The organism is Mesorhizobium sp. YM1C-6-2 (genome assembly GCF_003666685.1).
GTDB lineage: Bacteria > Pseudomonadota > Alphaproteobacteria > Rhizobiales > Rhizobiaceae > Mesorhizobium_K.
This window is the reverse complement of sequence record NZ_RCIZ01000002.1, coordinates 671,491-695,670: the sequence shown is the minus strand read 5'-3', so window position 1 is coordinate 695,670 and position 24,180 is coordinate 671,491. Positions and strand designations below refer to the sequence as shown.

The window sequence follows — 24,180 nt, the reverse complement described above, 5'->3', positions numbered from 1 at the left end:
ACAACAAACGACAACCACGTGTAATGTCCCGTGATCTTCTAACGGATTGAGAATTAAGCAAAAAAGGCAGTGTTGCGGCGAAAAAAAGGCGGCCGCCTCTGATTCCGTGATAAATTTCGCAAGTCTATTTCGGAACGAATACTGAAATCTCGAACTCTCCGGTCTCGCGAAGCTCGATCTCCGATCCCGACCGGCGCTCGCCGTCGACCTCGATGGCCGGTTTGGCGCCTTTCTGCCGCCGCACTTCGATCCGGTAGACCGCGTCGGAAAGTCGCAGCGTCGCCTTGAACCCATCCCAGTGGCTGGGCAGCGCGGGCTCCACCGACAGGCGGTTGCCGGCCTTGCGGATGCCGAGGATGCTCTCGACCGCCGCGCGGTACATCCAGCCGGCCGAGCCCGTGTACCAGGTCCAGCCGCCGCGGCCTCCCTTGTCGGGCGAGGAATAGACGTCGGCAGCCACGACATAGGGCTCGGTCCGGTAGCGCTCGGCAGCTTCCTCGTCGAGCGCATGGTTCACCGGGTTGAGCATGGAGAAGCAGCGGTAGGCCTCGTCGGCCTTGCCCATCTCGGCAAGCGCGATCACGAACCACGTCGCGGCATGGGTGTACTGGCCGCCATTCTCGCGGACGCCCGGCGGGTAGCTCTTGATGTAGCCCGGCTCCTTCGGCGTGTCGTGGAAGGCAGGCGTGAAGAGCTTGATGATCTTGAGCTCGTCGTCGACCAGGTGCCTCGTCGCCGCCTCCATGGCGGTGCGCGAGCGCACCGGATCGCCGCCCCCGGACATGACGCTCCACGACTGGGCAATGGAATCGATCATGCATTCCTCGGAATCCCGGGAGCCGAGCGGCGTGCCGTCGTCATAGCTGCCGCGCCGGTACCATTCGCCGTCCCAGGCAGCATTCTCGAGCGCCTGCTTCAGCCTGTGGGCATGCTTGTCCCAGGCCTTGGCGCGCTTGGCGTCGCCCTGGCCCTTGGCGATGGCGGCGAAGTTGCCGAGTGTCTTGAGCAGGAACCAGCCGAGCCAGACGCTCTCGCCCTTGCCCTCCTCGCCGACGCGGTTCATGCCGTCGTTCCAGTCGCCGCCGAGGATGAGCGGCAGGCCGTTGGCGCCCGTCCGCTTCACCGCGAGGTCCAGCGCACGCACGCAATGCTCGTAGACGCTGGCGGTCTTCTGCGAGACCTCCGGCGTGAAGAAGGCGTCGTGCTGGCCCGGCTGCAGGGGCTCGCCCTCGATATAGGGCACCTGTTCCTTCAGGATGCCGTCGTCGCCGGTGACGCGCATGTACCGATGCACGGCATAGGCAAGCCACACCACGTCGTCCGATATGATGGTGCGCACGCCTGCCCCGGTGCGCGGCAGCCACCAGTGCTGCACGTCGCCTTCCTGGAACTGCCGTCGCGCGGCGTTCAGGATCTGGTCGCGCGCAAGCTGCGGATCGTGCAGCAGCAAGGCCAGCGTGTCCTGCAACTGGTCGCGGAAGCCGAAGGCGCCGCTCGCCTGGTAGAAGGCGGAGCGCGCGCGGATGCGGCAGGCGACGCTCTGGTAGGGAAGCCAGTGATTGACCATGGCGTCGAACGCCTGGTCGGGCGTCTCCACCTGCAGGGTCTCGAGGAAGCCGCCCCATTCCTTCCCGGTTTCGGCAAGGCGGCTGGCAAAATCCGCGGCCCGGTGCTTTTCGACCAGCGCGCTTGCCTCGTCAGGGGACGCGGCATCGCCGAGCAGCCAGAGCAGCGCGACTTCGCCGCCGGCCGGAACCTCGATGTCGCGCGCCATCGCCGCGCAGGGATCGTTGCCCGCCTCGACCTTGCCGGACAGCGGCGCGCCCGACGCGACCGTCTTGGGCAGCTCGACGGTCGCCCCGCGGCCGATGAATTCATGGCGGTCTGCGGTCACCGACTGTGCCTCGCCGTCGCTGGCGAGAAACGCCGTGCGGTCGCCGAAGTCGAGGCTGTAGGGATTGCGGGCGAAAAGCGCGCCCGTCCTGGCATCGAGCTCGGGCACGATGGCCGGCGCCGACCGGGCGCGGTTGTTGCCGAGCACCCATTCGACATAGGCATAGACCCTGAGCCGCGCCGCGCCCGGGCCGTCGTTGCGGACCGTCAGCCGCGACAGCTTCACCGGATCGGCGGCATCGACGAGCTGCGTCAGCTCCAGCGTCAGCGGGCCGCGCTTCGCCGTGAAGGTCGAGAAACCCTGCCCGTGCCGCGCCTCGTAACGCGTCGAGGCGTCGGGGGCGACCGCCGCGAAGGGCGAGAAGGTGCCGCCGCCAACGAGGTCATGCACGTAGAACGCCTCGCCGGGCCGGTTGGTGACCGGGTCGTTCGTCCACGGCGTGAGCTGGAAGTCGCGGCTGTTGCGGCTCCAGGTGAAGGATGCGCCCTCGGCGGAGGTGTGGAAGCCGAACGCCTTGTTGGAGATGACGTTGATCCAGGGATGCGGCGTCGCGCGGCCGGCGGCGAGCCTCACCACATAATCCCGTCCGTCGCGGTCGAAGCCGCCAAAACCGTTCCACGATTGCAGCCCTTCGCCGCCCGGGCGCTCGGTTATGCGGGCCGGTACGGGCTGAGCAGCAGCAGCCGGCAGCGGCGGGACCGCTGTCTCGGCCGCCTGGCCGTCGGCCAGCCTGGCGGCGTCGCGGGTGGCAAGGGCTGCCGCTTCCGCGCGTTCGATCTGGTCGAAGATGCGGCCGTTCCTGGTGTGCAGCACCACGCGCGCCACGGCGAGCAGGGTCTTGTAGGAATTCTCGTCCATCAGGTCGCGGCGCACGGCGAAGATGTGCTGGCGCGGTCCGAGTTCGCCGCCGCGAGAACGGCTGTTCTCGCAGAGCTGCTCGATCGCCTGCTGCAGGTCCTGCACGTAGGAGGACGCCTGTTCGTTGACGATAACGAGGTCAGCCACCAGCCCCCTCGATCGCATGTATTCCTGGTAGCGCAGCGCGCTCGCCACGATTTCCAGATCGGCCACGTCGTCGATCCTGATCGCGCAGATCGGATAGTCGCCGGAGATGCTCATCGGCCAGAGCGCCGACTGGCGACCGAGGCCGGCTGCGATCAGGTCTGCCGACTGGCGCAGGAACGGATCGGGGTAGATCAGGTAGGAGGCGAGCCGCTGCACGTTGGCGGCGTCGGAGAGGTTGAGCCCGATGTGCCGGGTCTGCACCTGGCTGCGCGTCCAGGCGAGCATCGCCTGGCGCTGGAAACCTTCGGGATGGTCGAGCCGGCCGATCGAGGCCTCGACCTCGGCACGGTTGGCGCCGACGACCGTCCAGAAGGTCAGCGAGACCTTCTTGTTGGCGCGCACGCGCACGCGGCGGCGCAGCGCCATCACCGGATCGAGCGTGAAGCCGGCGGCGCCGGAAAGGCGCGCCTCCGGATCGAAGGCGGCCGGGTCGGCGATGGTGCGCCCGCGGCCGATAAAGGCGCGGCGGTCGGTCTCCGCCTCCATGTCGCGCACGCCGGTCGGGTCGGTGACGAAATGCGCCGCCGCGATGTCGGTCTCGCTTGGCGCGCGCTTGCGCCGCTCGGCGAAGATGGCGTTGCGGTCGGGCGATATCTCCGTCTCGACGAACATCTTCGAGAAGGCCGGATGCGCGTTGTCGTTGGCCTCGAGGGCCAGCGCCAGCTCGGCGAACGAGGTCACCTCGATCAGCCGGTCGGTCGCGCCGTCGTTGATGATGGTTACGCGGCGCGCCTCGCCGTCGCCTTCCGAGACGACGATGCACTCGACCTCGGTCCTGAGCGTCCCCACCGTCTTGATGAAGGTCGCCTTGTCGTCGCAAAGCAGCGTCTCGGTGAACTCTTCGGGCGCCTGCTTCGGCTCCGACGTCGCCGACCACCACTCGTTGGTCGAGGTGTCGCGCACGAAGATGTAGGTGCCAAGCCGGTCCTCGGTCGGATCGGCCTGCCAGCGCGTCACCGCCATCTCGCCCCAGCGGCTGTAGCCGGAGCCCCGCGCGGTCACCATCACGGAATAGCGACCGTTGGACATCAGGCTGGTCGAGCGCAGCGCAGCGGCCGGATTGAGCACCAGCCGGGTGTCGGGGCTCTGCTCGACGGGGAGGCTCTTGACGCGTTCGTCGGCCTCGGTGCGCACCGTCGAAACGGGGATGTCGCGCGGCGCCTTCTCCTGCAGAAGCAGCTCCGCAGCCTCGATCACCGGATCGCTGTGGAAGCGATCGCGCATGCGGCCCTCGAACACCGCGTTGGCGACGGCGACGATCGACATGCCCGAATGGTGGGCCATGTAGTTGTAGACGACCTGGTGGTCGGTGCCCTCGGGCACGCGCTGCGGGGTGAAGTCGACGGCGTCGTGGTAGCCGTAGCGGCCGAGCGCGCCGAGCGCGTTCAGCCGCTCGAGGTTCTCTACGGCCTCGCGCGGCATGAACTGCGCGGCAAGCACGGTCGCATAGGGCGCGATCACCGTGTTCTGGCCGAGCCCGCGCTTCAGGCCGAGGCCGGGCACGCCGAAATTGGTGTACTGGTAGGTCAGCTCGGGATCGCGCGCATTGTAGGCGGCTTCGGATATGCCCCACGGTATGCGCTTCTGGCGGCCGTACTGCATCTGACGCTTGATGATCAGGTGGCTGGTCTGGTTGAGGATGCCGCCCTGCGGCTCCTTCATCACCAGCGGCGGCATCAGGTACTCGAACATCGAGCCCGACCACGACATCAGCGCGCCGCGGAAGCCGATCTCGACGATCGGCCGGCCGAGCCGGAACCAGTGCTCGGTCGGCAGGTCGCCCTTGGCGATGCCGAACAGGCTGGTCAGCCGCGCCTCGGAGGCGAGCAGGTCGTAGCAGGCCTCGTCAAGCTGGTGCTGCTCGACGCGGTAGCCGATCGACAGCAGCTTGCGCTCGTGCCGCATGAGGAAGGAGAAATCCATCTCGAAGGCGTACTGCCGGCAGCGCTGGCTGAGCGCCATGAGCTTGGTGCGCAGCACGGCGACCGCCTGATCGTCGCTGTGCGCGTCCTGCACATGCGCCTCGCAGGTCGCCGCCAGCCGGGCCGCCCATTCGGCGAGCTCGGCGCTGCGCGTGGACTTCGCCTCGGTGTCGATGGCGACGGCGAGCTTGCGGATCTCGCTCGCCTGGACGGTCAGGTTGATGGTGCGGATCGACGCCATCTCGGGCTGGGTCTTGATGGTCTGGACCGCGCGGCGCATGCCGACCACGCGGTCGAGCAGCCTTTGCCTGAGCGGCCTGAGCTGCCGCCGGTCGTCGGGCAGCTCGGACAGGCTCTCGTCGAGGATGGTGACGCAGTCGAGTATGCCGTCGAAGTCGCCCTGCAGATGCACCGAGGGCGCCTCGGCCCATTCGGCGCAGGCGGCGGCGACCGCGACCAGATGGCCAGCGAGATTGCCGCTGTCGACGGCCGAAACGTAGAGCGGGTAGAGCGGCCGGAGCGCCGTCGTCTCGTACCAGTTGAAGAGGTGGCCGCGATGGCGCTCCATCTTCTCGATGGTCGACACCGTCGCGTCGATGCGCGCGGCCGCGTCGGCCAGGCTGATCCAGCCGAAATCGCGCGCCGAGACGACCGACAGCAGATAGACGCCGATGTTCGTCGGCGAGGTCCTGGGCGCCACGACCGGGTGCGGCGTCTCCTGGAAATTGTCCGGCGGCAGGTGATTGTGCTCGGCCGTCACGAAGGTCTCGAAATAGGCCCAGGTGCGGCGCGCGACGGTGCGCAGCATCGCGGTATCGGCGGGCGAGACGCGCAGGCGGTCCTCGGTCTCGGCCGACCGGCTGATCAGCCAGGCGAAGGCGGGCGATCCCGCCCAGAAGACGAAGAAGAAGAAGGCGACGAACGCGCCGGTGGAGTCGGCGAGCACCGGGATCGCCAGCCCGACGACCGCGATGATCACCGCGCCGTACATCAGCGCATAGTAGGAGCGGAGGCTGTTGCCGTCAGCCTGGTGCGCCTGTGAGGCGGTGCGCCATTCGAGTAGGTTCTGGCGGCTGACGAACATGCGGTAGAGCGTGCGCACGATGGCGTCGCCCATCATCCAGGCGCTGTGCGCCATCAGCACCACACGCAGCGCGACCAGCGCCGTGCCGAATGCGGCGTCGCGCGCCAGCGCGGTGAAATGGCCGCGCGCCGTCATCTCGCGGCTCTTCGGCAGGACCGAATCGACGATGTCGAAGGTCGGCGCCATGAACAGCGCAAGGATGAGTAGCGCCTGCCATTGCGCCGCCTGCGTGAAAGGCAGCAGCGTCCAACCGGCGATCGTCGCCATCACCCAGAAGATCGGGGTCAGCGAGCGGCGGAGGTTGTCGATCATTTTCCAGCGCGACAGAGCGGGAACGCCGGACTTCGGATCGAAGATGTAGCCGAGGAGCTGCCAGTCGCCCCGCGCCCAGCGATGCTGGCGCGACGCGTCGACCGAATAGCGGGTCGGGTAGTCCTCGACGACCTCGACGTCGGTGACCAGCGCCGATTGCGCCAGCGCCCCTTCGAGCAGATCGTGGCTCAGCACCTCGTTCTCGGCGATGCGGCCGTCGAGCGCCGTCTCCAGCGCGTCGATGTGATAGAGCCCCTTGCCGGTGAAAGAGCCCTCGCCGAACACGTCCTGGTAGAGGTCGGAGACGGCGAAGACGTAGGGATCGATGCCGCGATTGGCGGAGAAGACGCGCTGCAGGAACGACGCTTCGTCGCCGGTGGTCAGCGACGGCGTCACGCGCGGCTGCAGGATCGAATAGCCGGCGACGACCTTGCCGCCGTCGATCACCGGCCGGTTGAGCGGATGGCAGAGCTTGCCGACCAGACGGTCGACCGCATCGCGCATCATGCGCGTGTCGGCGTCGAGCGTCATGACGTGGACGACGTCTTCCGGCAGCGGCGCGTCCGGCGGCATGAAAGTCGTATCCGGCTCGCCGCGCAGGAGCAGGTTGAGCTCGTGCAGCTTGCCGCGCTTGCGCTCCCAGCCCATCCAGCATCCCTGCGACGGGTTGTAGAGGCGCTTGCGGTGCAGCAGGTAGAAACGCGGCGGCCCGCTGACCGGATAGCGCTGGTTGAGCCGCTCGATCTCTGCCCTCGCGAAGGCCAGGATTTCCGTATCGGCGGTGGTCTGCTCGACGCTGCTATCCGGCCAATCGGACAACAGCGCAAAATGCACCTCGCCGGTCATGTTGGCGAGATGATGCACCTCGAGCTTGCGCACGCTCTCCTCGACGTCGTCACGCGAGCCGATGAGGGTCGGCACCACCACCAGCGTGCGCGCCTCCGCCGGAACGCCTTCCCTGAACTCGTAGCCGACGAGCCGCGTCGGCGTGAGGAAAAGCAGCACCACGGTGTTGAAGAAGGCAAGCGCACCCTCGCTCGCCGGCACGGCGAACAGCAGGAGCAGCAGCGCGATCGCCGGATCGGACAGGCCGATGGCGGCAAGCGCCGAGCCCGCCATCACCATGAGGAGCACGGTGAGCAGGAAGACGGGCACGACGATGCCGGTCCAGCCGGTGGCGCGGAAGGCGCGCAGCAGCCGCGTTCCGAAGCTCGGACGGTAGCCGATCGCCTGTTCCAGTTCCTCGCGGCGCGAGCCGACCAGGAAGAAGCCGACATTGTCTTCGGCAGCCAGGCCGGCTGAGGCCCCGGCCTGGCTTTCGCGCAACGCCGCCTCGGGCTTGCCGTAGCCGGCGAGCTCCGTCGCCTTCTCCGCTACCTCGAACTCGCTGAGGTTGGAGCGCCGCGCCAGTTCCTCGATCGCCTGTCGGTACTGGTCGCGCGACGGGAAATCGAGCGCAGCGACGTCGGTGCGCTCCCTGAGCAGCGCATCGATGCGGCTGACGCCTTCGAACCAGTCCCTCCACTCGATGTCGTTGATGAGCCGGAGCCCGCGGACGATGTTGCCCGTGGTGACGTTGCCGGAGGACAGCGTCTGGTGTTCGTCGATGATGATCTCTTCCGCGTCGGTGCCTGACGTCTCCAGCTCCTTCTCGAGCCAGTTCAGCGCCTTGCCGGAATTCTGCGAGCCGTCACGCAGGCGGTAGAGAAGATGGGTCGCGAACGTGGTGTCGCGGGCATGCGCGGAATAGTCAGCGAGGATCCTGCGGTCGTCCTCGTCGTCGGGCGTCGCGAGCACCCGGTCGGCGACCTCGTTGGCGATCTGGCGCATCTGCCGGGCGCGGTTCACCCGGACGGCGATGCGCCTGAGATTCTCGACCAGCACGAAGCGGAGCAGCGACGGCAGCGCCCAGAGCTCGCCGATCTTCATCGGCTCGACCGACTGGAACCCTTCGACGACCGCCTTGAACGTATGGCTGGCGACCTGGCTGTCCGAATGGGCGACATAGACCCAGGCCAGCGCCAGCGCGCGCGGCACGGTGGTGCCGTCGGGCAGCGTCATCGTCGGCAGTTCGCGGTAGAAGCGCCGCGGCAGGTCGCGCTTGATCTGGAAGATGGTCTCTTCGACCAGATAGTTGTTGTCGAGCAGCCACTGGGCGGCCGGCGTCACCATCTCGCCGCGGCCCTGCGCGGCGTTGGTCGAGAGGTAGACGTCGAGGATCTTCGCGGCGTTCTCGCGCACGCGCTTCTGGAAGTCGAACGCCTCCATGCCGAAGAGCACCGGGATCTGATTCCTGGCCAGGTTTTCGCCAAGCGACCGCAGCCGGTCCTCGTGCAGGAATTTGTCCCGTATCGGCTGTTCGGGAGCAGGTGGGAAATGATGCGCCGGCATTTGCAGCCGTTTCGGATCGGTCTGAATATTCATATAAAATCCGTTCAGGCAGTAGACCGAGCGACCGCAGGCCCGTGCTTAAACCGTTTCACCGGCGATTGGTTGCGCCGCAACATCCTCGTACCCCGCTTGCGGCATAACCGCAAACATCGGCCGTAGAACCCGTCGGCACGCGTTTCGATCAAAGCGTGGATCGACCTTCGTGACAATGTTTGGATTTGGGCTTTTTCGTGGCTGGAATGCGATGGCGGACCGATCAGGCCCTCGAGGTCCTTTTGAGCGATGCACCTGGCGCCTCGGTATCCACATCGTCCGCGCGGCGACAACCGACTGAAACGATCGCCTGCTACGGCGTCATCATCAGCAACGGAACAGGCTGGGCGGCGGGCAAGCGAGGAGCTTCCGATGGAATTCACCAGCACCTGGAAGGCGGGCCTGATTCCGGCCGCCGTGATCGCCATGTCCACGATGCCGGCGCTCGGGCAGACCGCAGGCTGCGAGATCCGGCAGTTGCAGGATCCGGCACGTGAAGTGCTTACCTGTCCGAACGGCGTGACGATAACGGCGGAAGCCGGTACGCAGTTCGAACTGCAGGACCGCGACGGAACGGCCGGCCCGGATGCAGCCGCCTTGCAGGGCAAGGCATTGCTGCTCGAAACGCCGGCCGGCTCGACCGGCAACGGGTTCGAGGTGGTCACGCCTCAGGCGATCGCCGCCGTGCGCGGAACCAGATGGGCCGTAGACGTCGCCGACGGCAAGACCTCCGTCTTCGTGGTCAACGGACGCGTCGCCGTCAGCCGCGAAAGCGGCGGCGCGGGCGTGGAACTCGGGCCGGGCGACGGCGTCGACGTCGAAGCCGGCACGGCGCCGCTGACGGTCCGCCAATGGGGCGCCGCGCGGGTGGCGGCGCTGCTTGCCCGCTTCGGCGAATGATGGGCGGCCGGCGGCTGCAGGCCATCGTCGCGGTTTTGCTGGCGGGGCTCTGGGGCGCCGCGCTCGCCATCCCGCATCTCGGCGGCGAGGCGTGGTTCCTCGACAGGGTCGAGGCAACCATGACCGACCTGCGCACGCTGGTCCGCGGCGTCCGCAAGCCGCCCTCCTCCGTGCTGATCGTCGCCGTCGACGACGCGTTCGTGAGAGAGGAAGGCAAATATCCGGTCAGCCGCGGCACGCTTGCCCGCATCATTGACGGCGTCGCCCGATTCTCGCCGAAGGCCGTTGCGGTCGACGTGCTGCTTCTGGACGCCGGCGACGAAGCCGACGATGCGGCCCTTGCCGATGCGCTCGCCCGCAACCGCAGCGTGATCGCCGGCGCCGCCGTCTTCGACGCCGACAGGCAGAGGCTCGGCCCCGCCGGCGGCGGGGCGCTTGACCGCGTGCCGATCGCCGACCGGCTGGCCCTGCCCCTCGACCTTTTTGCACAGCGGGCTGCGGTCGGGCTGGTCAACGTCGCGACCGATTTCGGCGGCACTCCGCGTCTGGTCCCGATGGTCTTCCGCGCCAGCGACAGGATCGAGGCGTCGTTCCCGCTGCAGGCAGCATCGGTCGCCCTGAATGCCGAACCGGCCTTCGAGCCCGGTCGCATGGTGCTGGGAGACCGCGCGGTTCCGACCGATCTCGGGCAAAGGCTGCCAATCGGCTATTACGGACCGCGCGGGACGATCGAGACGGTGGGCGCCGGCGCCCTGCTCGCTGGGACGGTCGATCGCGGGCAGGTCGAGGGCCGCATCGTGGTGATCGGCGCGACTGTGATCGGCAGCGGCGACGTGTTTCCGACGCCTTTCGATCCGGTGCTGCCGGGCGTCGAGGTTATCTCCACCGCCATTTCGAATCTGGTTGCCGGCGACGGGCTGGTCCGCGACGCGCGGGTGCGCCTCGCCGATGCAACTGTCGCCGTCCTCCTCCCGATGATCCTGGTCGCCTTGCTCGCCTGGCGCCGCAGCCTGCCCGGCTTCGCCGCGATGGCCGTGGTGATGGCGCTGTGGCTCACCGCGAACTTCGCCTTCTTCGCGCAAGGCATATGGTTCAGCGCGGCGCTGCCGATCGCCGCCGCCATTCCGCCGGTGATCATCTATGGGGCCGACCAGCTCTGGCTGGACCGCCGGCGCGCACAGAGCTTCGCGGTGCAGAACGAAATCCTGCAGCATTTCCAGGCGCCCGCTTTGCGCGACTGGCTGGCGCACGATCCGGGCTTCCTGGCGGAGCCGGTCCGGCAGGAGGCGGCGATCGTCTTCATCGACCTGTCGGGCTTCACCGCCTTCAGCGAGGTGGCGAGCGCGGTCGCGATGCGCGAGCTGCTCGACGACTTCTACCGGCTGGTGGAGGAAGAGGCGCAGGCCCGCAGCGGCGTCATCACCAGCTTCATGGGCGACGGGGCGATGATCGTCTTCGGTCTGCCGCAGCCGACGCCGGGAGACCCCGCCAACGCGCTCGCCTGCGCAGCAGCGCTCGCCGCACGCGCAAAATCATGGCTCGCCGCGCAACCGGCAAGCTTCGCCAAGCGGATAGGCATAAAGCTCGGCGCGCATTGCGGCTCGATCGTCGCCTCGCGGCTCGGCGGCGGACGCCAGCAGCAGATCACCGCGACGGGCGACACGGTGAACGTCGCCAGCCGGCTGATGGAAGTGGCCGCACAGAACGGCGCGGACGTGGCGTTGAGCGGCGACCTCTACCGGGCAGCAGGTGAGGCGCTGCCGGCCGCCGGCCGCCTGCAGGGGCCGTTGCAGGCACCTATCCGCGGGCGGTCGGGCACGATGACGGTGTGGCTCTGGCGCGGCGCGCAGGACATGCCCGCCGGCGCCTGAGCCACGCCGAGACCTCTTATCGAGATGCGATCAGGCTGAGTTCGATCAGGAAGAAGCGGCCACTGCCCTCGACGCGGAGGCCTGCCTGCGGATTGTCCAACAGGGCAGCGTCGAACCGGGCAAGCTTCTCCTGCCTCCCGTCGGAATTGACGAGCAGGCTCCCGGAGCTGCAGAAGACGAGCGCCGCCTCGCCTACCCACGAGATCTCCCGCAGCCCGCGCAGGTCGTGCAGACCGACCTTGTGCCGATAGACCCCGCGCCGGGTCATCACGTTGAGGTCGGTGATCGGTCCGCCGACGAGATTTGCGTGTGTCGCCGCATCGGCGGCGAAGCCATAAGGCGCGGAACCCTCGGTCAGCGTCACCGGCGGCCGGCCATCGATCTCGAGCGCCATCCCCTCGCCCTCGAGGATCGACAGCGTGCGGTCGACACCAGGAAACGCCGAAAACGGCCCACCCGCTTCGACCGTCGCCATCGAAACCCGCCAGCCGAATTCATCGAGCCCGGCGCCTTCGGGGAAGACGGCAATCTCGGCCGTCTCGCCGCCGCCGTTCTTCCATCGCATCCGCCGGTGGTTCTCTGCACGCAATATGAGCATCTGTTATTCTCTCCATTGACCGCCACGTGCTCTGTCGGTAATATGTATATACATATCTAACAACCGAGGGAATGGGAGGCGATGGCTTCGACTCCAGCATCGGACCGGATCACTGTCTGGCGCAATGCCCGGCTTGCGACCATGTCGGAAGACGCTCCCGCCCTGGAGCTCAAGGGCGCGGTGGCCGCACGCGAGGGCCGCATCGCCTATGCGGGACCGGAGGCCGGACTGCCCGCGGAACTCGGTCGCGCAGCCGAGATCGTCGATTGCGAGGGGCGGCTGATCACGCCGGGCCTCATCGACTGCCACACCCACCTCGTCCATGCCGGCAACCGGGCCAACGAATTCGAGATGCGGCTTGCCGGCGCGACCTATGAGGAGGTCGCCAAGGCCGGCGGCGGCATCGTCTCCTCGGTCAAGGCCCTGCGCGCGGCAAGCGAGGACGAACTCGTCCGCCAGTCGCTGCCGCGGCTGGACGCGCTGATCGCCGAAGGAGCGACCACGGTCGAGATCAAGTCCGGCTACGGGCTCGACCTCGAGAACGAGGCGAAGTCGCTTCGCGCGGCGCGCCGGCTGGCGACGGAACGAGAGGTCACGGTCCGCACGACCTTCCTCGGCGCGCATGCCCTGCCGGCAGAGGCAAACGGCGACAAGGACGCCTATATCGACCTGGTCGCCAACGGCATGCTGCCGGAAATCGCCGCGTCCGGACTGGCGGATGCCGTCGACGGCTTCTGCGAGGGCATCGCATTCTCGCCCGAGCAGATGGCGCGCGTGTTCGACAGGGCGAAGGCGATCGGCCTGCCGGTGAAGCTGCATGCCGACCAACTGTCCAACCTGCATGGCGCAGCACTCGCCGCGCGCTACGGCGCGCTGTCGGCGGATCATCTGGAATATACAGACGAAGCGGGCGCGATCGCGATGGCGAAAGCCGGAACGGTGGCGGTCATCCTGCCCGGCGCCTTCTATTTCATCCGCGAGACGAAGAAGCCGCCGATCGAGCTGTTCCGCCGGCACGGCGTCAGGATGGCGGTCGCCACCGACAGCAACCCCGGCACGTCCCCCCTCACCTCGCTGCTGCTCACCATGAACATGGCGGCGACGCTGTTCGGCATGACGGTCGATGAATGCCTTGCCGGCGTGACGCGCGAGGCCGCACGGGCGCTGAGGCTGCAAGGCGAAACGGGAACGCTGGAAGCTGGCAAGTGGGCCGACCTCGCCATCTGGGACGCCGAGAGCCCAGCCGAACTTGTTTACCGCATGGGATTCAATCCGCTCTATCGCCGCGTCTGGAGAGGCCAATGAAATCGTCCGCCAAGTCCCTGGTGCTGAAACCGGGGCAGGTCACGCTCGCGGAGCTGCGCGACATCTATGAAGGCGCGCTACCGTCGCTCGACGAGGGCTGTCGCGAAAAGATCGCCGCGGCGGCCGGCGTGATCCAGAAGATCGTCGACAAGGGCGAGCCGGTCTACGGCATCAACACCGGTTTTGGGAAACTGGCGAGCGTCAGGATCGACGCCAAGGACGTCGAGACGCTGCAGCGGAACCTGATCCTGTCGCATTGCTGCGGCGTCGGGCAGCCGCTTCCCGCAGAGATCGTCAGGCTGATCATGGCGCTGAAGCTGATCTCGCTCGGCCGTGGCGCGTCCGGCGTGAAACCCACGACGGTCGCCATGATCGAGGCGATGCTGGCCAAGGACGTGCTGCCGCTGATCCCCGAAAAGGGCTCGGTCGGCGCGTCGGGCGACCTCGCGCCGCTGGCGCATATGACGGCGGCGATGCTCGGCGTCGGCGAGGTCTTTTATCAGGGCGAGCGCATGGATGCCGCGCAAGGCCTTGAAAAGGCTGGTCTCAAAGCCATCACGCTGGCCGCCAAGGAAGGGCTGGCCCTGATCAACGGGACGCAGGTGTCGACCGCGCTGGCGCTCGCGGGCCTGTTCCGGGCGCATCGCGCGGCCAATGCGGCGCTGATCACAGGCGCCCTGTCGACCGACGCGGCGATGGGCTCGTCGGCGCCGTTTCACGAGGAAATCCATACGCTTCGCGGCCATCGCGGGCAGATCGACACCGCCGCTGCGCTGCGCGCGTTGCTGAAAGGCTCGGAAATCCGCGACAGCCATCTCGAAGGCGACGAGCGCGTGCAGGACCCCTATTGCATCCGCTGCCAGCCACAGGTCGACGGCGCCTGCCTCGATCTGCTCAGGATGGCGGCGAAGACACTGGAGACGGAGGCCAACGCCGTCACCGACAATCCTCTCGTGTTTTCAGACGGTTCGGTGGTGTCGGGCGGGAATTTTCATGCCGAGCCGGTGGCTTTCGCGGCAGACCAGATCGCCATTGCAGTCTGCGAGATCGGCGCGATTGCGCAGCGTCGAATCGCGCTGCTGGTCGATCCGGCGCTGTCGTTCGGCCTGCCGGCCTTCCTGGCGAAGAAGCCGGGGCTGAACTCCGGGCTGATGATCGCCGAGGTCACCAGTGCCGCGCTGATGAGCGAGAACAAGCAGATGGCGCATCCGGCATCGGTCGATTCCACGCCGACCTCGGCCAACCAGGAAGACCATGTGTCGATGGCCTGCCACGGCGCTCGCAGACTGCTGCAGATGACCGAAAACCTCAGCGGAATCATCGGCATAGAGGCGATCACGGCAGCGCAGGGCGTGGACTTCCGCAGCCCACTGAAGACCGGCCACGAACTGCTGAAGGCACACCATGCGGTTCGGCAGGCGGTGCCGGACTTGGAAGTCGACCGCTACATGGCGGACGATTTGAAGGCGGGCGCGGAACTGGTGCTTTCGGGCGGCCTCAACGCCAGCGTGAGTGCCGGCATCCTTCCATCATTGGGCTAGCCGCATAGTCAAAAACGGGGCAATGCGTTGATGAAGAATATTCAGATAATCGAGCCCGCCGACAATTGTGCGTACAATATCTACGCGATGCCGGATGAAGATTTCAAATTGATGTTTCCAGATGGGCAGGACATCGAGTTCGTTGAAGATTTCTGGAAACGCATTGGGCCAAAGAAGGCCAGCCAGATTTATTCCGCGCTCTGGCCCCGGCTTCTGAAGAAACCAGAAGTCCAGGGAATCCACGGGACATTGTTCGTCGATTTGACGGAGAAGAAGCGCATTTATCCGAACAAGCGGTTCTCCGATGACCCAGCATCAGCGCACTGATCATCTGGTAGGATCAAGGTGTTGGATGACGCGCGGCGCGAGCGAGGGCCAGCCATGACACACGTCGAGTTCAACCGTGGCACCTCGCCGGTCATCCTGGCCTTTCCGCACACCGGCATTCAGCTTCCCGGTGGCGTCGGCGATCGCCTGAACGACGAGGGCTGCAAGCTGCGCGACACGGACTGGCATATAAACCTGCTCTATGGCGGCCTGCTGCCGAAGGCGACGACCGTTCGCGCGACTTTCCATCGCTACGTGATCGACGCCAACCGCGACCCATCGGGGGCGAGCCTCTATCCCGGGCAGAACACGACCTCGCTTGTGCCGCTGACCGATTTCGACGACCAGCCGATCTGGAAGGAAGGGCTGGAGCCGACGGACACCGACGTCGCGGAGCGCGTCGCGGCATACCACCGCCCCTATCACGCCGTGCTGGAGACCGAAATCGCGCGCGTGAAGGCGCTGCATGGTATCGCCGTCGTCTATGACTGCCACTCGATCCGCTCGCGTTGCCCGTTTTTGTTCGACGGCGTGCTGCCCGACTTCAACATCGGGACCGACAATGGCGTGACCTGCGCGCCCGAGATCGAACGCGCGGTGGCCGATATCTGCGCCGGCGCGGAGGGCTACACCTCCGTTCTCAACGGCCGCTTCCGGGGTGGCTGGACGACCCGCCACTACGGGCGGCCCCAAACGGGCGTGCACGCCATCCAGATGGAACTGGCGAGGATCACCCACCTGGAGACTGAAACGCCGCCCTTCGAACTCGACATAGGCAAGGAGCGCCGGCTCACGGCCGTGTTGAAAAAGGTGCTCGCCGCAATCGAACGAACCGCCCTCGAACTCGCCGGAGCAAGCAGATGACCGACCCACGCCACAACATCCGCGAGATTCGCAGCCCGCGCGGCAGCGAACTCAACGCCCTTTCGTGGACGACGGAAGCCCCTCTCCGGATGCTGATGAACAACCTCGATCCCGACGTCGCCGAGAACCCGAACGAGCTCGTCGTCTATGGCGGCATCGGCCGGGCGGCGCGCACCTGGAACGACTTCGACAAGATCGTGTCGACGCTGAAGACCCTCAAGGAGGACGAGACGCTGCTGGTGCAGTCCGGCAAGCCGGTCGGCGTGTTCCGCACGCATGAGAACGCGCCGCGCGTCTTGATCGCCAACTCCAACCTGGTGCCCCATTGGGCGAACTGGGAAAAATTCAACGAGCTCGATAAGAAAGGCCTCATGATGTACGGCCAGATGACGGCCGGCTCTTGGATCTATATCGGCACGCAGGGCATCGTCCAGGGCACCTACGAAACCTTCGTCGAGGCCGGCCGCCAGCATTATGGCGGCGACCTCAAGGGCAAGTGGATCCTGACCGCCGGCCTCGGCGGCATGGGCGGCGCGCAGCCGCTGGCGGCGGTGATGGCCGGCGCCTCCTGCCTGGCGATCGAGTGCAATCCCGATTCCATCGATTTCCGCCTGCGCACCCGCTATCTCGACGAGAAGGCGGAGACGATCGAGGAAGCACTGGAGAAGATCGAGCGCTGGACGAAGGCAGGCGAAGCCAAGTCGGTCGGCCTGCTCGGCAACGCCGCAGAGATCGTGCCCGAGCTTTTCCGCCGTGGGGTTCGCCCGGACATGCTGACCGACCAGACCTCGGCGCATGATCCGCTGAACGGCTACCTGCCGAAAGGCTGGTCGATGGCGGAGTGGCGCGAGAAGCGCGTCAGCGATCCCAAGGCTGTTGAGAAGGCGGCGCGCGCGTCGATGCGCGAGCATGTCGAGGCGATGGTGAAGTTCTGGGAGGCCGGCGTTCCGACGCTGGACTACGGCAACAACATCCGCCAGGTGGCGAAGGACGAGGGCTTTGAAAACGCCTTCGCCTTCCCCGGTTTCGTGCCGGCCTATATCCGCCCGCTGTTCTGCCGCGGCATCGGCCCGTTCCGCTGGGCCGCGCTGTCGGGCGACCCGGAAGATATCTACAAGACCGACGCCAAGGTGAAGGAACTGACGCCCGGCAACACGCATCTGCACAACTGGCTGGACATGGCGCGCGAGCGCATCTCCTTCCAGGGCCTGCCGGCGCGCATCTGCTGGGTGGGGCTCGGCGACCGCCACAGGCTGGGGCTCGCCTTCAACGACATGGTGGCGAAGGGCGAGCTGAAGGCGCCTGTCGTGATCGGCCGCGACCACCTCGATTCCGGCTCGGTCGCCTCGCCGAACCGCGAGACCGAGGCGATGAAGGACGGTTCCGACGCGGTGTCGGACTGGCCGCTGCTCAACGCGCTGCTCAACACCGCGTCCGGCGCGACCTGGGTGTCGCTGCACCACGGTGGCGGCGTCGGCATGGGCTTCTCGCAGCATTCAGGCATGGTGATCGTCGCCGACGGCACCGAGGAAGCGGCCAAGCGGCTGGAGCGCGTGCTGTGGAACGACCCGGCGACCGGCGTCATGCGCCATGCCGATGCGGGCTACGAGATTGCAGTGGAGTGCGCCAAGGAGAAGGGGCTGAACCTGCCGGGGATTCTGGGGTAGGACTGCCCGAAAGGGGCAATTCAAAAGTGACAGTGCGAACCTCTTCTCCGAGCGGGGTCTTGGGCGTAGGTTAGCCAGGCCGGCCGCTTACACAGGAGGTGGCCATGAAATGGCTCTTTACCCTCGCGTCGGTCACTTTGGCTTTCCCCGCAATAGGCCTTGCCGCGGAACTCACCGCGGACATTCCCAAGGGGGATCCCGAATTCATAGCAAAAGCGATGTCCGCTGCCCCGGCGGACATCGGCAAGAATGCCACGATCGTCCGGATCGGTGACGGCTTCACAGTCACGCCCGTAAAGGCCGGAACCAACATCTGGACCTGCGCCGTGGACATGAGCGGCGAGCCGTGGTGCGCGGATGCCGCCGGGCTCGACTGGTTCAAGGCGATTTTCACCAAGGCAGAGCCGCCGGACAAGACCGGCTTCATCTACATGCTGGCAGGGGACCTGGGCACAAGCAATCATGATCCCTATGCGACCGACAAGTCGCATTGGGTTCATACGGGTCCGCACGTCATGATCGTCGGGAAGGCGGCCCACGAGATGGCGGCGAATTACCCCAGCGATCTCGACCCCGATCCTACGAACCCCTACGTGATGTTTCCGGGCACCAAATATCAGCACCTGATGCTGCCCGCCAACATGGCGACGGGCCACACCCAGTAGCAGCCCCTACCGCCGCGCCTCGGCCGGCCGCGGCGGTCTTCTCAATGGCTGGATGATTTTGCGTGTGACGCCGGCATGGTGATCGCCACTGAAGGCACGGACAGAGCAACAAGGCGGCTGGAGCGCGTGCTGTGGCAAGATCCGGCGACCGGCGTGGTGAGGCATGCCGATGTGGGTTACGAGATTGCGATCGATTGCGCGAGGGGAAGGAGCTGAATTTGCAGGGGCTGTTGGGGGTAGGAACCAGCTCAACCCGCGCGGCGCGACAAGCAGGCCAGCAAAGCTAACGGCCATGGCCGTCAGCTTCTTGCAGCGCGCTTTGCCGCACAACGATAGGCTCCCCATTGGGATTGCCGAGTGCTACACAAAACAGATGGACTGGGGATCGCGCAGGATGGCAAGGCCGGTCGTCGCGTTGGCGGCGGTGGTCGTGCTTCTCATGCAGTTCATGCTGCCGGCTTGGGCGGGCGTTCATTCAGCCGGACCGCTGCTCGACATCTTCGGCAATCCGCTCTGCATTACCGGCGCCGACGGCCATTCGTCGGCACCAGCCGAGGACCTCCCCAAACAACCGGATTGTTGCATTCATAGCTGCAGCGCTGTCGCGCATGCCGCCATCGAACCTGACACTGCGCATTCGCTGCTCGTCCATCCGGCGGTTCCGCTCGGTTTTTCCGGCTTCGTCAAAACAAAAATTCACATCGCTCCGGACGAATACAACCCCGGCAGTCCACGCGCTCCCCCTCCGGTTCTCTGATCGTCGACCTTCGCAGCCATTGATGCGCTGCGTTCCATTCTTATCAGAGACATAGCCGGCCAGACCGGCACGGAAGGATTCCCGTCATGAAAGCCTATCTCGCCGCTTCAGCCATCATTCTGGCTACCAGCCCCGCCCTTGCCCATGTCAGCCTCGAAACCAGCGAGGCGCCGGTCGGATCGACGTACAAAGCCGTATTCCGGGTTCCCCACGGTTGCGAGGGAAAACCGACAAACGTCGTGCGCGTCCAAATCCCCGAGGGCGTGATTTCGGTCAAGCCGCAGCCGAAGCCGGGCTGGACGCTTGAGAAGGTGCGCGGCGCATACGGCCAATCCTATGACTACTACGGGACCCCGACCAGCGAAGGCGTCAAGGAAGTCATCTGGAGCGGGGGAAACCTCGGCGACGACGAGTATGACGAGTTCGTTCTCAGGGGCTACCTGACACCCGGGCTCCCTGTCGGCCAGACGCTCTATTTCCCGGTGGTTCAGGAATGCCCGGAGGGCGCGGCCGAGCGATGGATTGAGATACCGGCGGAGGGCCAGTCGAGTGACGATCTGGAGCTTCCTGCCCCCGGGATCAAACTCCTCGAAAAGACCAGCGGACATTGATCTGATGCAACACGGAGGCACGTTGAGCAAGGCGTGCCTCCGCCCACAGTCGGATTTCCATCCATGAAGACAAACGTATCGAGCACCCTGCCGACGCTGGTGTTGATGCTCTTCGCACTCTTCGTCCAGGCGGTTGCCGCGTCAGCACACGCTTCCCTCAACGGGAGCACTCCGGCCGATGGCGCGATAATCGAGTCCGCACCTTCCCATTTCACGCTGGTTTTCAGCGAGCCTGTTTCACCATTGGGCCTGAATCTTGTCCGGCCCGATGGGACATCGACAGCGCTCAAGAACTTCGAGCTGCGCGACACTACGCTTCAAGTCCTCGCACCGGAAAAACTCAGTCGCGGTACGCATGTATTTACATGGCGCGTCGTGTCGAGCGACGGACATCCCATAGGCGGCTCGGTCATCTTTTCTGTAGGGGAAGTCAGTGCTCAGGCTCCGATGGTCGAGGAACAAGCCGATTGGGCCGTGAGGTCCGGTCTCTGGATGTCGAAGGCAGCGCTCTATATCGGCCTGTTCTTTGGAATCGGCGGCGTGTTCGCTCGCACGCTGCTGATGCCAGGCGTCACGGCTGGCTCCGCGATCGTTGGTACGGCGATTGTCATCGGCTTCATCGGCGCCGTGTTTTCGCTCGGATTTCAGGGGCTCGACGCTCTCGGGACGCCGATCGACAGGTTTGGTGAACCCATTGTCTGGAGCACCGGATACGCAACGACATACGGAACGACGATATATGTCGCGTTCTTCGGGTTTCTGGCTGCGGGAGCATCCCTGGCACTCGACTCCAAGGCCGCCGCGGAGGCAGCAACGGCAGCCCTTTTGTTGGGCGCCGGCTCCCTTGCCCTCAGCGGCCACGCAAGCGCCGCTTCGCCGCAATGGCTGATGCGTCCGGCTGTCTTCCTGCATGCAGCCGCCATAGCAGTCTGGATCGGTGCGCTGGCTCCTCTCGGTCTGGCCTTGCGGCGCGGAGAGCATGGCGCGGCTCGCGCGCTCACGCGTTTCTCGAAGATCATTCCCGCATTCATAGCCATGCTCGTGGGCGCAGGCGTCATCCTCGCCATCGTGCAGATCGACAGTCCCGGCGCACTGCTCGATACGGCCTATGGTCAAGTGTTCGTCGTGAAGCTGGTGTTGCTCGCAGGGCTTTTCCTCCTCGCGGCAGTTAACCGCTGGAAACTCACGACTCCCGTTGAGAAGGGCGACGAGAGGTCGACGCAACGGATGGCGCGCTCGATAGCGCTCGAAACGCTGCTCGCACTGCTCATTCTCGGCGCAGTTTCGACATGGCGGTTTACGCCTCCTCCGCGGGTTTTGGCAGCCGCGGCTGCTTTGCCTGCAACTCTTCATGTCCACAGCAACAAGGCAATGGCCGACCTTACGATCACCCCCGGCAAGGCCGGGGAGGTCGCAGTTTCGGCTATCATCATGACCGGGGATTTTGGTCCGCTCGAAGCCAAGGAGGTCACATTCGTTTTCTCCAATCCAGACGCCGGAATCGAACCCTTCCGGCGTCGGGCGGAACAGCCCGGAGATGGAACATGGCGAGCCGATGGCGTTGTGCTGCCGTTCGCGGGATCATGGGCGGTGCGCGTCGATATCTTGATCACTGATTTCGACATTGCCCGACTTGAGGGCAAAGTCAGCATAAGGCCCTGACCGTCCACCCCCGGCGGACATGCCGGCCTCGCTCACCAAGATCGGTCCGCGAGACGCCCGCGAAACAAGGTGCTGCCATCCGCCAGACGCGACCTGGAGATGTCGCGGAAGCCGGCCTCGGTCATCCACTGGCGATACTGGGCTTCCGTGTAGGATTCGCCGTGGCGGTAGAGGTTCAGGAAGGTGAGGTTGAGGAAGACGCCCTCGGGCGGGCCGAGGCGGTCGTCGTCGACGACGCCCGACCCGGCGATGGCGATCTCGCCTCCGGGCTTCAGGCTACGCGCCGCGTTCAGGATCGAGCTGCGCGCCTGGTCCGGCGGAAGCACCTGGACGACGGCCTTCAGGATCGCCAGGTCGTGCCGGCCGGCCGACGGCGCGACGGTTATGTCGCCTTCCTCGACGACCACGTCGCCGGCGCCGTATTCCGCCAGGATTTTTGGCGCGACCGCAGCGACCGTCGGCAATTCCATCAGCGTCGCCGCGATGTGTGGCCACCGCTCGCGCAGTCCGACGAGAATGGCGCCTGCGCCGCCGCCGATGTCGATCACCGAACCGACCGCCGAGAGGTCGATCGCCTCGGCCAGTTGCCGGCCGAAGATCACCCCGCCCGGCGCCAGCATACGGCTGAAGGCGGCCGCTTCCTCGGGCCCCGCTTCGGAAAAGTCGTGCAGGGCGGCCGGCCGGTTCTGCCGCAGCGAGTCCGCGGTCTTGAGGTCGGCCTCCCAGAGTTCGCGCAGCAGCGCGTGGTCGCCGCCGCGATAGGTCGGGCTGGTCGCGTCGAGGAATGCGGCCGCTTCGGCTCCGTTGCGAAATTTTCCGTCCTCGACGTCGAGGAGACCGATGCTGGCCAGCGCATAGAGGAGCCGCGACAGGCGGTCGGGATCGACTTCGAGCGCAGCCCCAAGGTTGTCGGCGGTCGCCGCGCCGCCGGCGAGCCGGGTGAAGATGCCGAGGTCAAGCCCGGCGCGCAGCGCGAGCGCATGGGGCACGGCTGCGATCAGCCTGTCGATGCGATCGGAATCCACCATGTCGCATTCCCCTTCCGGGATCCGGGACCGACTGCAGAAAATAGCGGATTCGCCCGGAATATTGGATTCGATTGTCGCGCAGTCTCGCGTTGCGGTCGTGCCCGTGCAGACCAGGTACGGCATTTCCGCCTTTCGCCGTCAACGGCGTCACCACCCCACTTCCAAACTGTCGAGCGCAAGCCTAGTCTCGCGCCCTGTCTGTTCGGCGGAGGCTCCCATGCGAACGATATTGACGACGCGGCGACAAGCTCTCCGTGGTTCGGCGGCGCTGCTGGCGGCAGCCCTGGTCCAGCCGCTGACGACACCGGGAGCATACGCGCAGGAACTGTCGGCCGAGGAGGCGCGGGCCATCGCCAAGGAGGCCTATATCTATGGCTTCCCGATGGTGGACAACTATCGCATCCAGCACTCCTATTTCGTCGACAAGGGCGGCCCGGAGTACAAGGCGCCGTGGAACGTGATCTTCAACAATGCCCGCGTCTACACGCCCGACGACACGGCGATCCAGACGCCCAATTCCGATACGCCCTATTCCTATGTCGGCGCCGACCTTTGGGCCGAGCCGCTCGTCATCACGGTGCCTGAGGTCGAGGAGGGACGGTACTACTCGCTCCAGTTCATCGACATGTACACGTTCAACTTCGCCTATGTCGGCAGCCGCGCGACCGGCAACGGCGCGGGCAGCTTCCTGCTCGCCGGGCCGAACTGGCAGGGCGAGAAGCCGGCGGGCGTCAAGGAGGTCATCCGCTCCGAGACGCAGTTCGCCTTCGTGCTCTACCGCACGCAGCTCTTCGACCCCGACGACATCGGCAATGTCGAGAACATACAGGCCGGTTACAAGGTGGAGCCGCTGTCGACTTTCCTCGGCCAGCCGGCGCCGGCGGCGTCGGCCGGCGTCGATTTCCGCAAACCCCTGACGCCGGAGGCGCAGAAGACCTCGCCGGAGTTCTTCGACGTCTTGAACTTCGTGCTGCAATTCTGCCCGGTCAACCCGGCGGAAACGGAGATGAGGGCGCGCTTCGCGAAGCTCGGCATCCAGGGCGGCAAGAGATTCGACGCGGCTGCGCTGTCGCCGGAGATGCGCGCGGCGGTGGAAGGCGGCATGGCCGACGCCTGGGCGACGTTCGCCGAATTCAAGAAGACGGAGCTCGACACCGGCAAGAAGACCAGCGCCGACGGGTTCGGCACGCGCGAGCATCTGAAGGGCAATTACCTCGACCGCATGTCGGGCGCGGTCCTCGGCATCTACGGCAACTCGAAGGACGAGGCGATGTATCCGGCCTATTTCACGGATGCCGCGCAGCAGCCGATGACCGGAGCGAACCGCTACACGCTGCGCTTTGCGCCGGACGGGCTGCCGCCGGTCAACGCCTTCTGGTCGCTGACCATGTACAAGCTGCCGGAGAGCCTGCTGTCGGCCAACAGGCTGAACCGGTATCTCATCAACTCGCCGATGCTGCCCGATCTCAAGAAGGACGCCGACGGCGGGCTGACGCTCTATATCCAGAATGAGAGCCCGGGCGCGGACAAGGAGGCCAACTGGCTGCCGGCGCCCGAGGGACCGTTCTTCATGGCGATGCGGCTCTACTGGCCGAAAAAGGAAGCGCTCGACGGCACCTGGAAGGCGCCGCCGCTCGAGCGCGTGAACTGAGTTTTCGGGAGAGACAAAAATGAATGCCAAAG

Annotated in this window: 16 protein-coding genes; 13 read left to right on the top strand and 3 right to left on the bottom strand. The window is 66.0% G+C overall.

The window, feature by feature from the left end; all coding sequences use genetic code 11:
- Positions 1 to 124 precede the first annotated feature (124 nt).
- Complete coding sequence (locus tag D8676_RS08145; protein WP_121580333.1) at positions 125 to 8,701, bottom strand: glucoamylase family protein; 8,577 nt, start codon at positions 8,699 to 8,701, stop codon at positions 125 to 127.
- Between the two features lie 372 nt (positions 8,702 to 9,073).
- On the opposite strand from D8676_RS08145, the gene D8676_RS08140 reads away from it, so the two are divergent.
- On the top strand, positions 9,074 to 9,601 hold the full coding sequence (locus D8676_RS08140; RefSeq protein ID WP_121580332.1) for a FecR domain-containing protein: 528 nt from the start codon (positions 9,074 to 9,076) through the stop codon (positions 9,599 to 9,601).
- The gene (locus D8676_RS08135; RefSeq protein ID WP_121580331.1) at positions 9,601 to 11,472 is read left to right on the top strand and encodes an adenylate/guanylate cyclase domain-containing protein; all 1,872 of its coding nucleotides are present in this window, start codon (positions 9,601 to 9,603) and stop codon (positions 11,470 to 11,472) included. Before D8676_RS08140 ends, D8676_RS08135 begins: the two co-directional genes overlap by 1 nt.
- A gap of 16 nt (positions 11,473 to 11,488) precedes the next feature.
- Here D8676_RS08135 and D8676_RS08130 read toward each other — a convergent pair whose 3' ends face one another.
- On the bottom strand, positions 11,489 to 12,070 hold the full coding sequence (locus D8676_RS08130) for a HutD family protein (protein WP_121580330.1): 582 nt from the start codon (positions 12,068 to 12,070) through the stop codon (positions 11,489 to 11,491).
- Between the two features lie 81 nt (positions 12,071 to 12,151).
- Here D8676_RS08130 and hutI point away from each other — a divergent pair, with 81 nt between their 5' ends.
- From hutI to D8676_RS08080, 10 genes are all read left to right on the top strand, one after another.
- Positions 12,152 to 13,375 carry an imidazolonepropionase gene (gene hutI, locus D8676_RS08125; protein WP_121580329.1) on the top strand — a complete coding sequence of 408 codons (1,224 nt, stop codon included), beginning with the start codon at positions 12,152 to 12,154 and terminating at the stop codon, positions 13,373 to 13,375.
- Positions 13,372 to 14,916, top strand: a complete 1,545-nt coding sequence (gene hutH / locus D8676_RS08120) for a histidine ammonia-lyase (RefSeq protein ID WP_121580328.1) — start codon at positions 13,372 to 13,374, stop codon at positions 14,914 to 14,916. The genes hutI and hutH overlap by 4 nt, the downstream gene beginning before the upstream one ends.
- Before the next feature lie 30 nt (positions 14,917 to 14,946).
- Complete coding sequence (locus D8676_RS08115) at positions 14,947 to 15,243, top strand: hypothetical protein (RefSeq protein WP_121580327.1); 297 nt, start codon at positions 14,947 to 14,949, stop codon at positions 15,241 to 15,243.
- A gap of 54 nt (positions 15,244 to 15,297) precedes the next feature.
- Positions 15,298 to 16,107, top strand: coding sequence for an N-formylglutamate deformylase (gene hutG / locus D8676_RS08110; RefSeq protein WP_121580326.1), 810 nt, complete (start codon positions 15,298 to 15,300; stop codon positions 16,105 to 16,107).
- Positions 16,104 to 17,774 (top strand): urocanate hydratase, encoded by a 1,671-nt coding sequence (gene hutU / locus D8676_RS08105; RefSeq protein ID WP_121580325.1) that lies wholly within the window; start codon positions 16,104 to 16,106, stop codon positions 17,772 to 17,774. Before hutG ends, hutU begins: the two co-directional genes overlap by 4 nt.
- Positions 17,775 to 17,878: 104 nt before the next feature.
- On the top strand, positions 17,879 to 18,439 hold the full coding sequence (locus tag D8676_RS08100) for a hypothetical protein (RefSeq protein WP_121580324.1): 561 nt from the start codon (positions 17,879 to 17,881) through the stop codon (positions 18,437 to 18,439).
- Positions 18,440 to 18,514: 75 nt separating this feature from the next.
- On the top strand, positions 18,515 to 18,655 hold the full coding sequence (locus tag D8676_RS08095; protein WP_121580323.1) for a hypothetical protein: 141 nt from the start codon (positions 18,515 to 18,517) through the stop codon (positions 18,653 to 18,655).
- A gap of 76 nt (positions 18,656 to 18,731) precedes the next feature.
- Positions 18,732 to 19,196, top strand: coding sequence for a hypothetical protein (locus D8676_RS08090; protein ID WP_147448169.1), 465 nt, complete (start codon positions 18,732 to 18,734; stop codon positions 19,194 to 19,196).
- An 86-nt stretch (positions 19,197 to 19,282) separates the two neighbouring features.
- Positions 19,283 to 19,807, top strand: a complete 525-nt coding sequence (locus D8676_RS08085) for a YcnI family protein (protein WP_121580321.1) — start codon at positions 19,283 to 19,285, stop codon at positions 19,805 to 19,807.
- A gap of 63 nt (positions 19,808 to 19,870) precedes the next feature.
- Positions 19,871 to 21,469, top strand: a complete 1,599-nt coding sequence (locus D8676_RS08080) for a CopD family protein (RefSeq protein ID WP_121580320.1) — start codon at positions 19,871 to 19,873, stop codon at positions 21,467 to 21,469.
- 32 nt (positions 21,470 to 21,501) lie between these two features.
- Here D8676_RS08080 and D8676_RS08075 read toward each other — a convergent pair whose 3' ends face one another.
- Positions 21,502 to 22,497, bottom strand: coding sequence for a methyltransferase (locus D8676_RS08075; RefSeq protein ID WP_121580319.1), 996 nt, complete (start codon positions 22,495 to 22,497; stop codon positions 21,502 to 21,504).
- A 217-nt stretch (positions 22,498 to 22,714) separates the two neighbouring features.
- Here D8676_RS08075 and D8676_RS08070 point away from each other — a divergent pair, with 217 nt between their 5' ends.
- Positions 22,715 to 24,148 (top strand): DUF1254 domain-containing protein, encoded by a 1,434-nt coding sequence (locus D8676_RS08070; RefSeq protein WP_121580318.1) that lies wholly within the window; start codon positions 22,715 to 22,717, stop codon positions 24,146 to 24,148.
- Positions 24,149 to 24,180 lie beyond the last annotated feature (32 nt).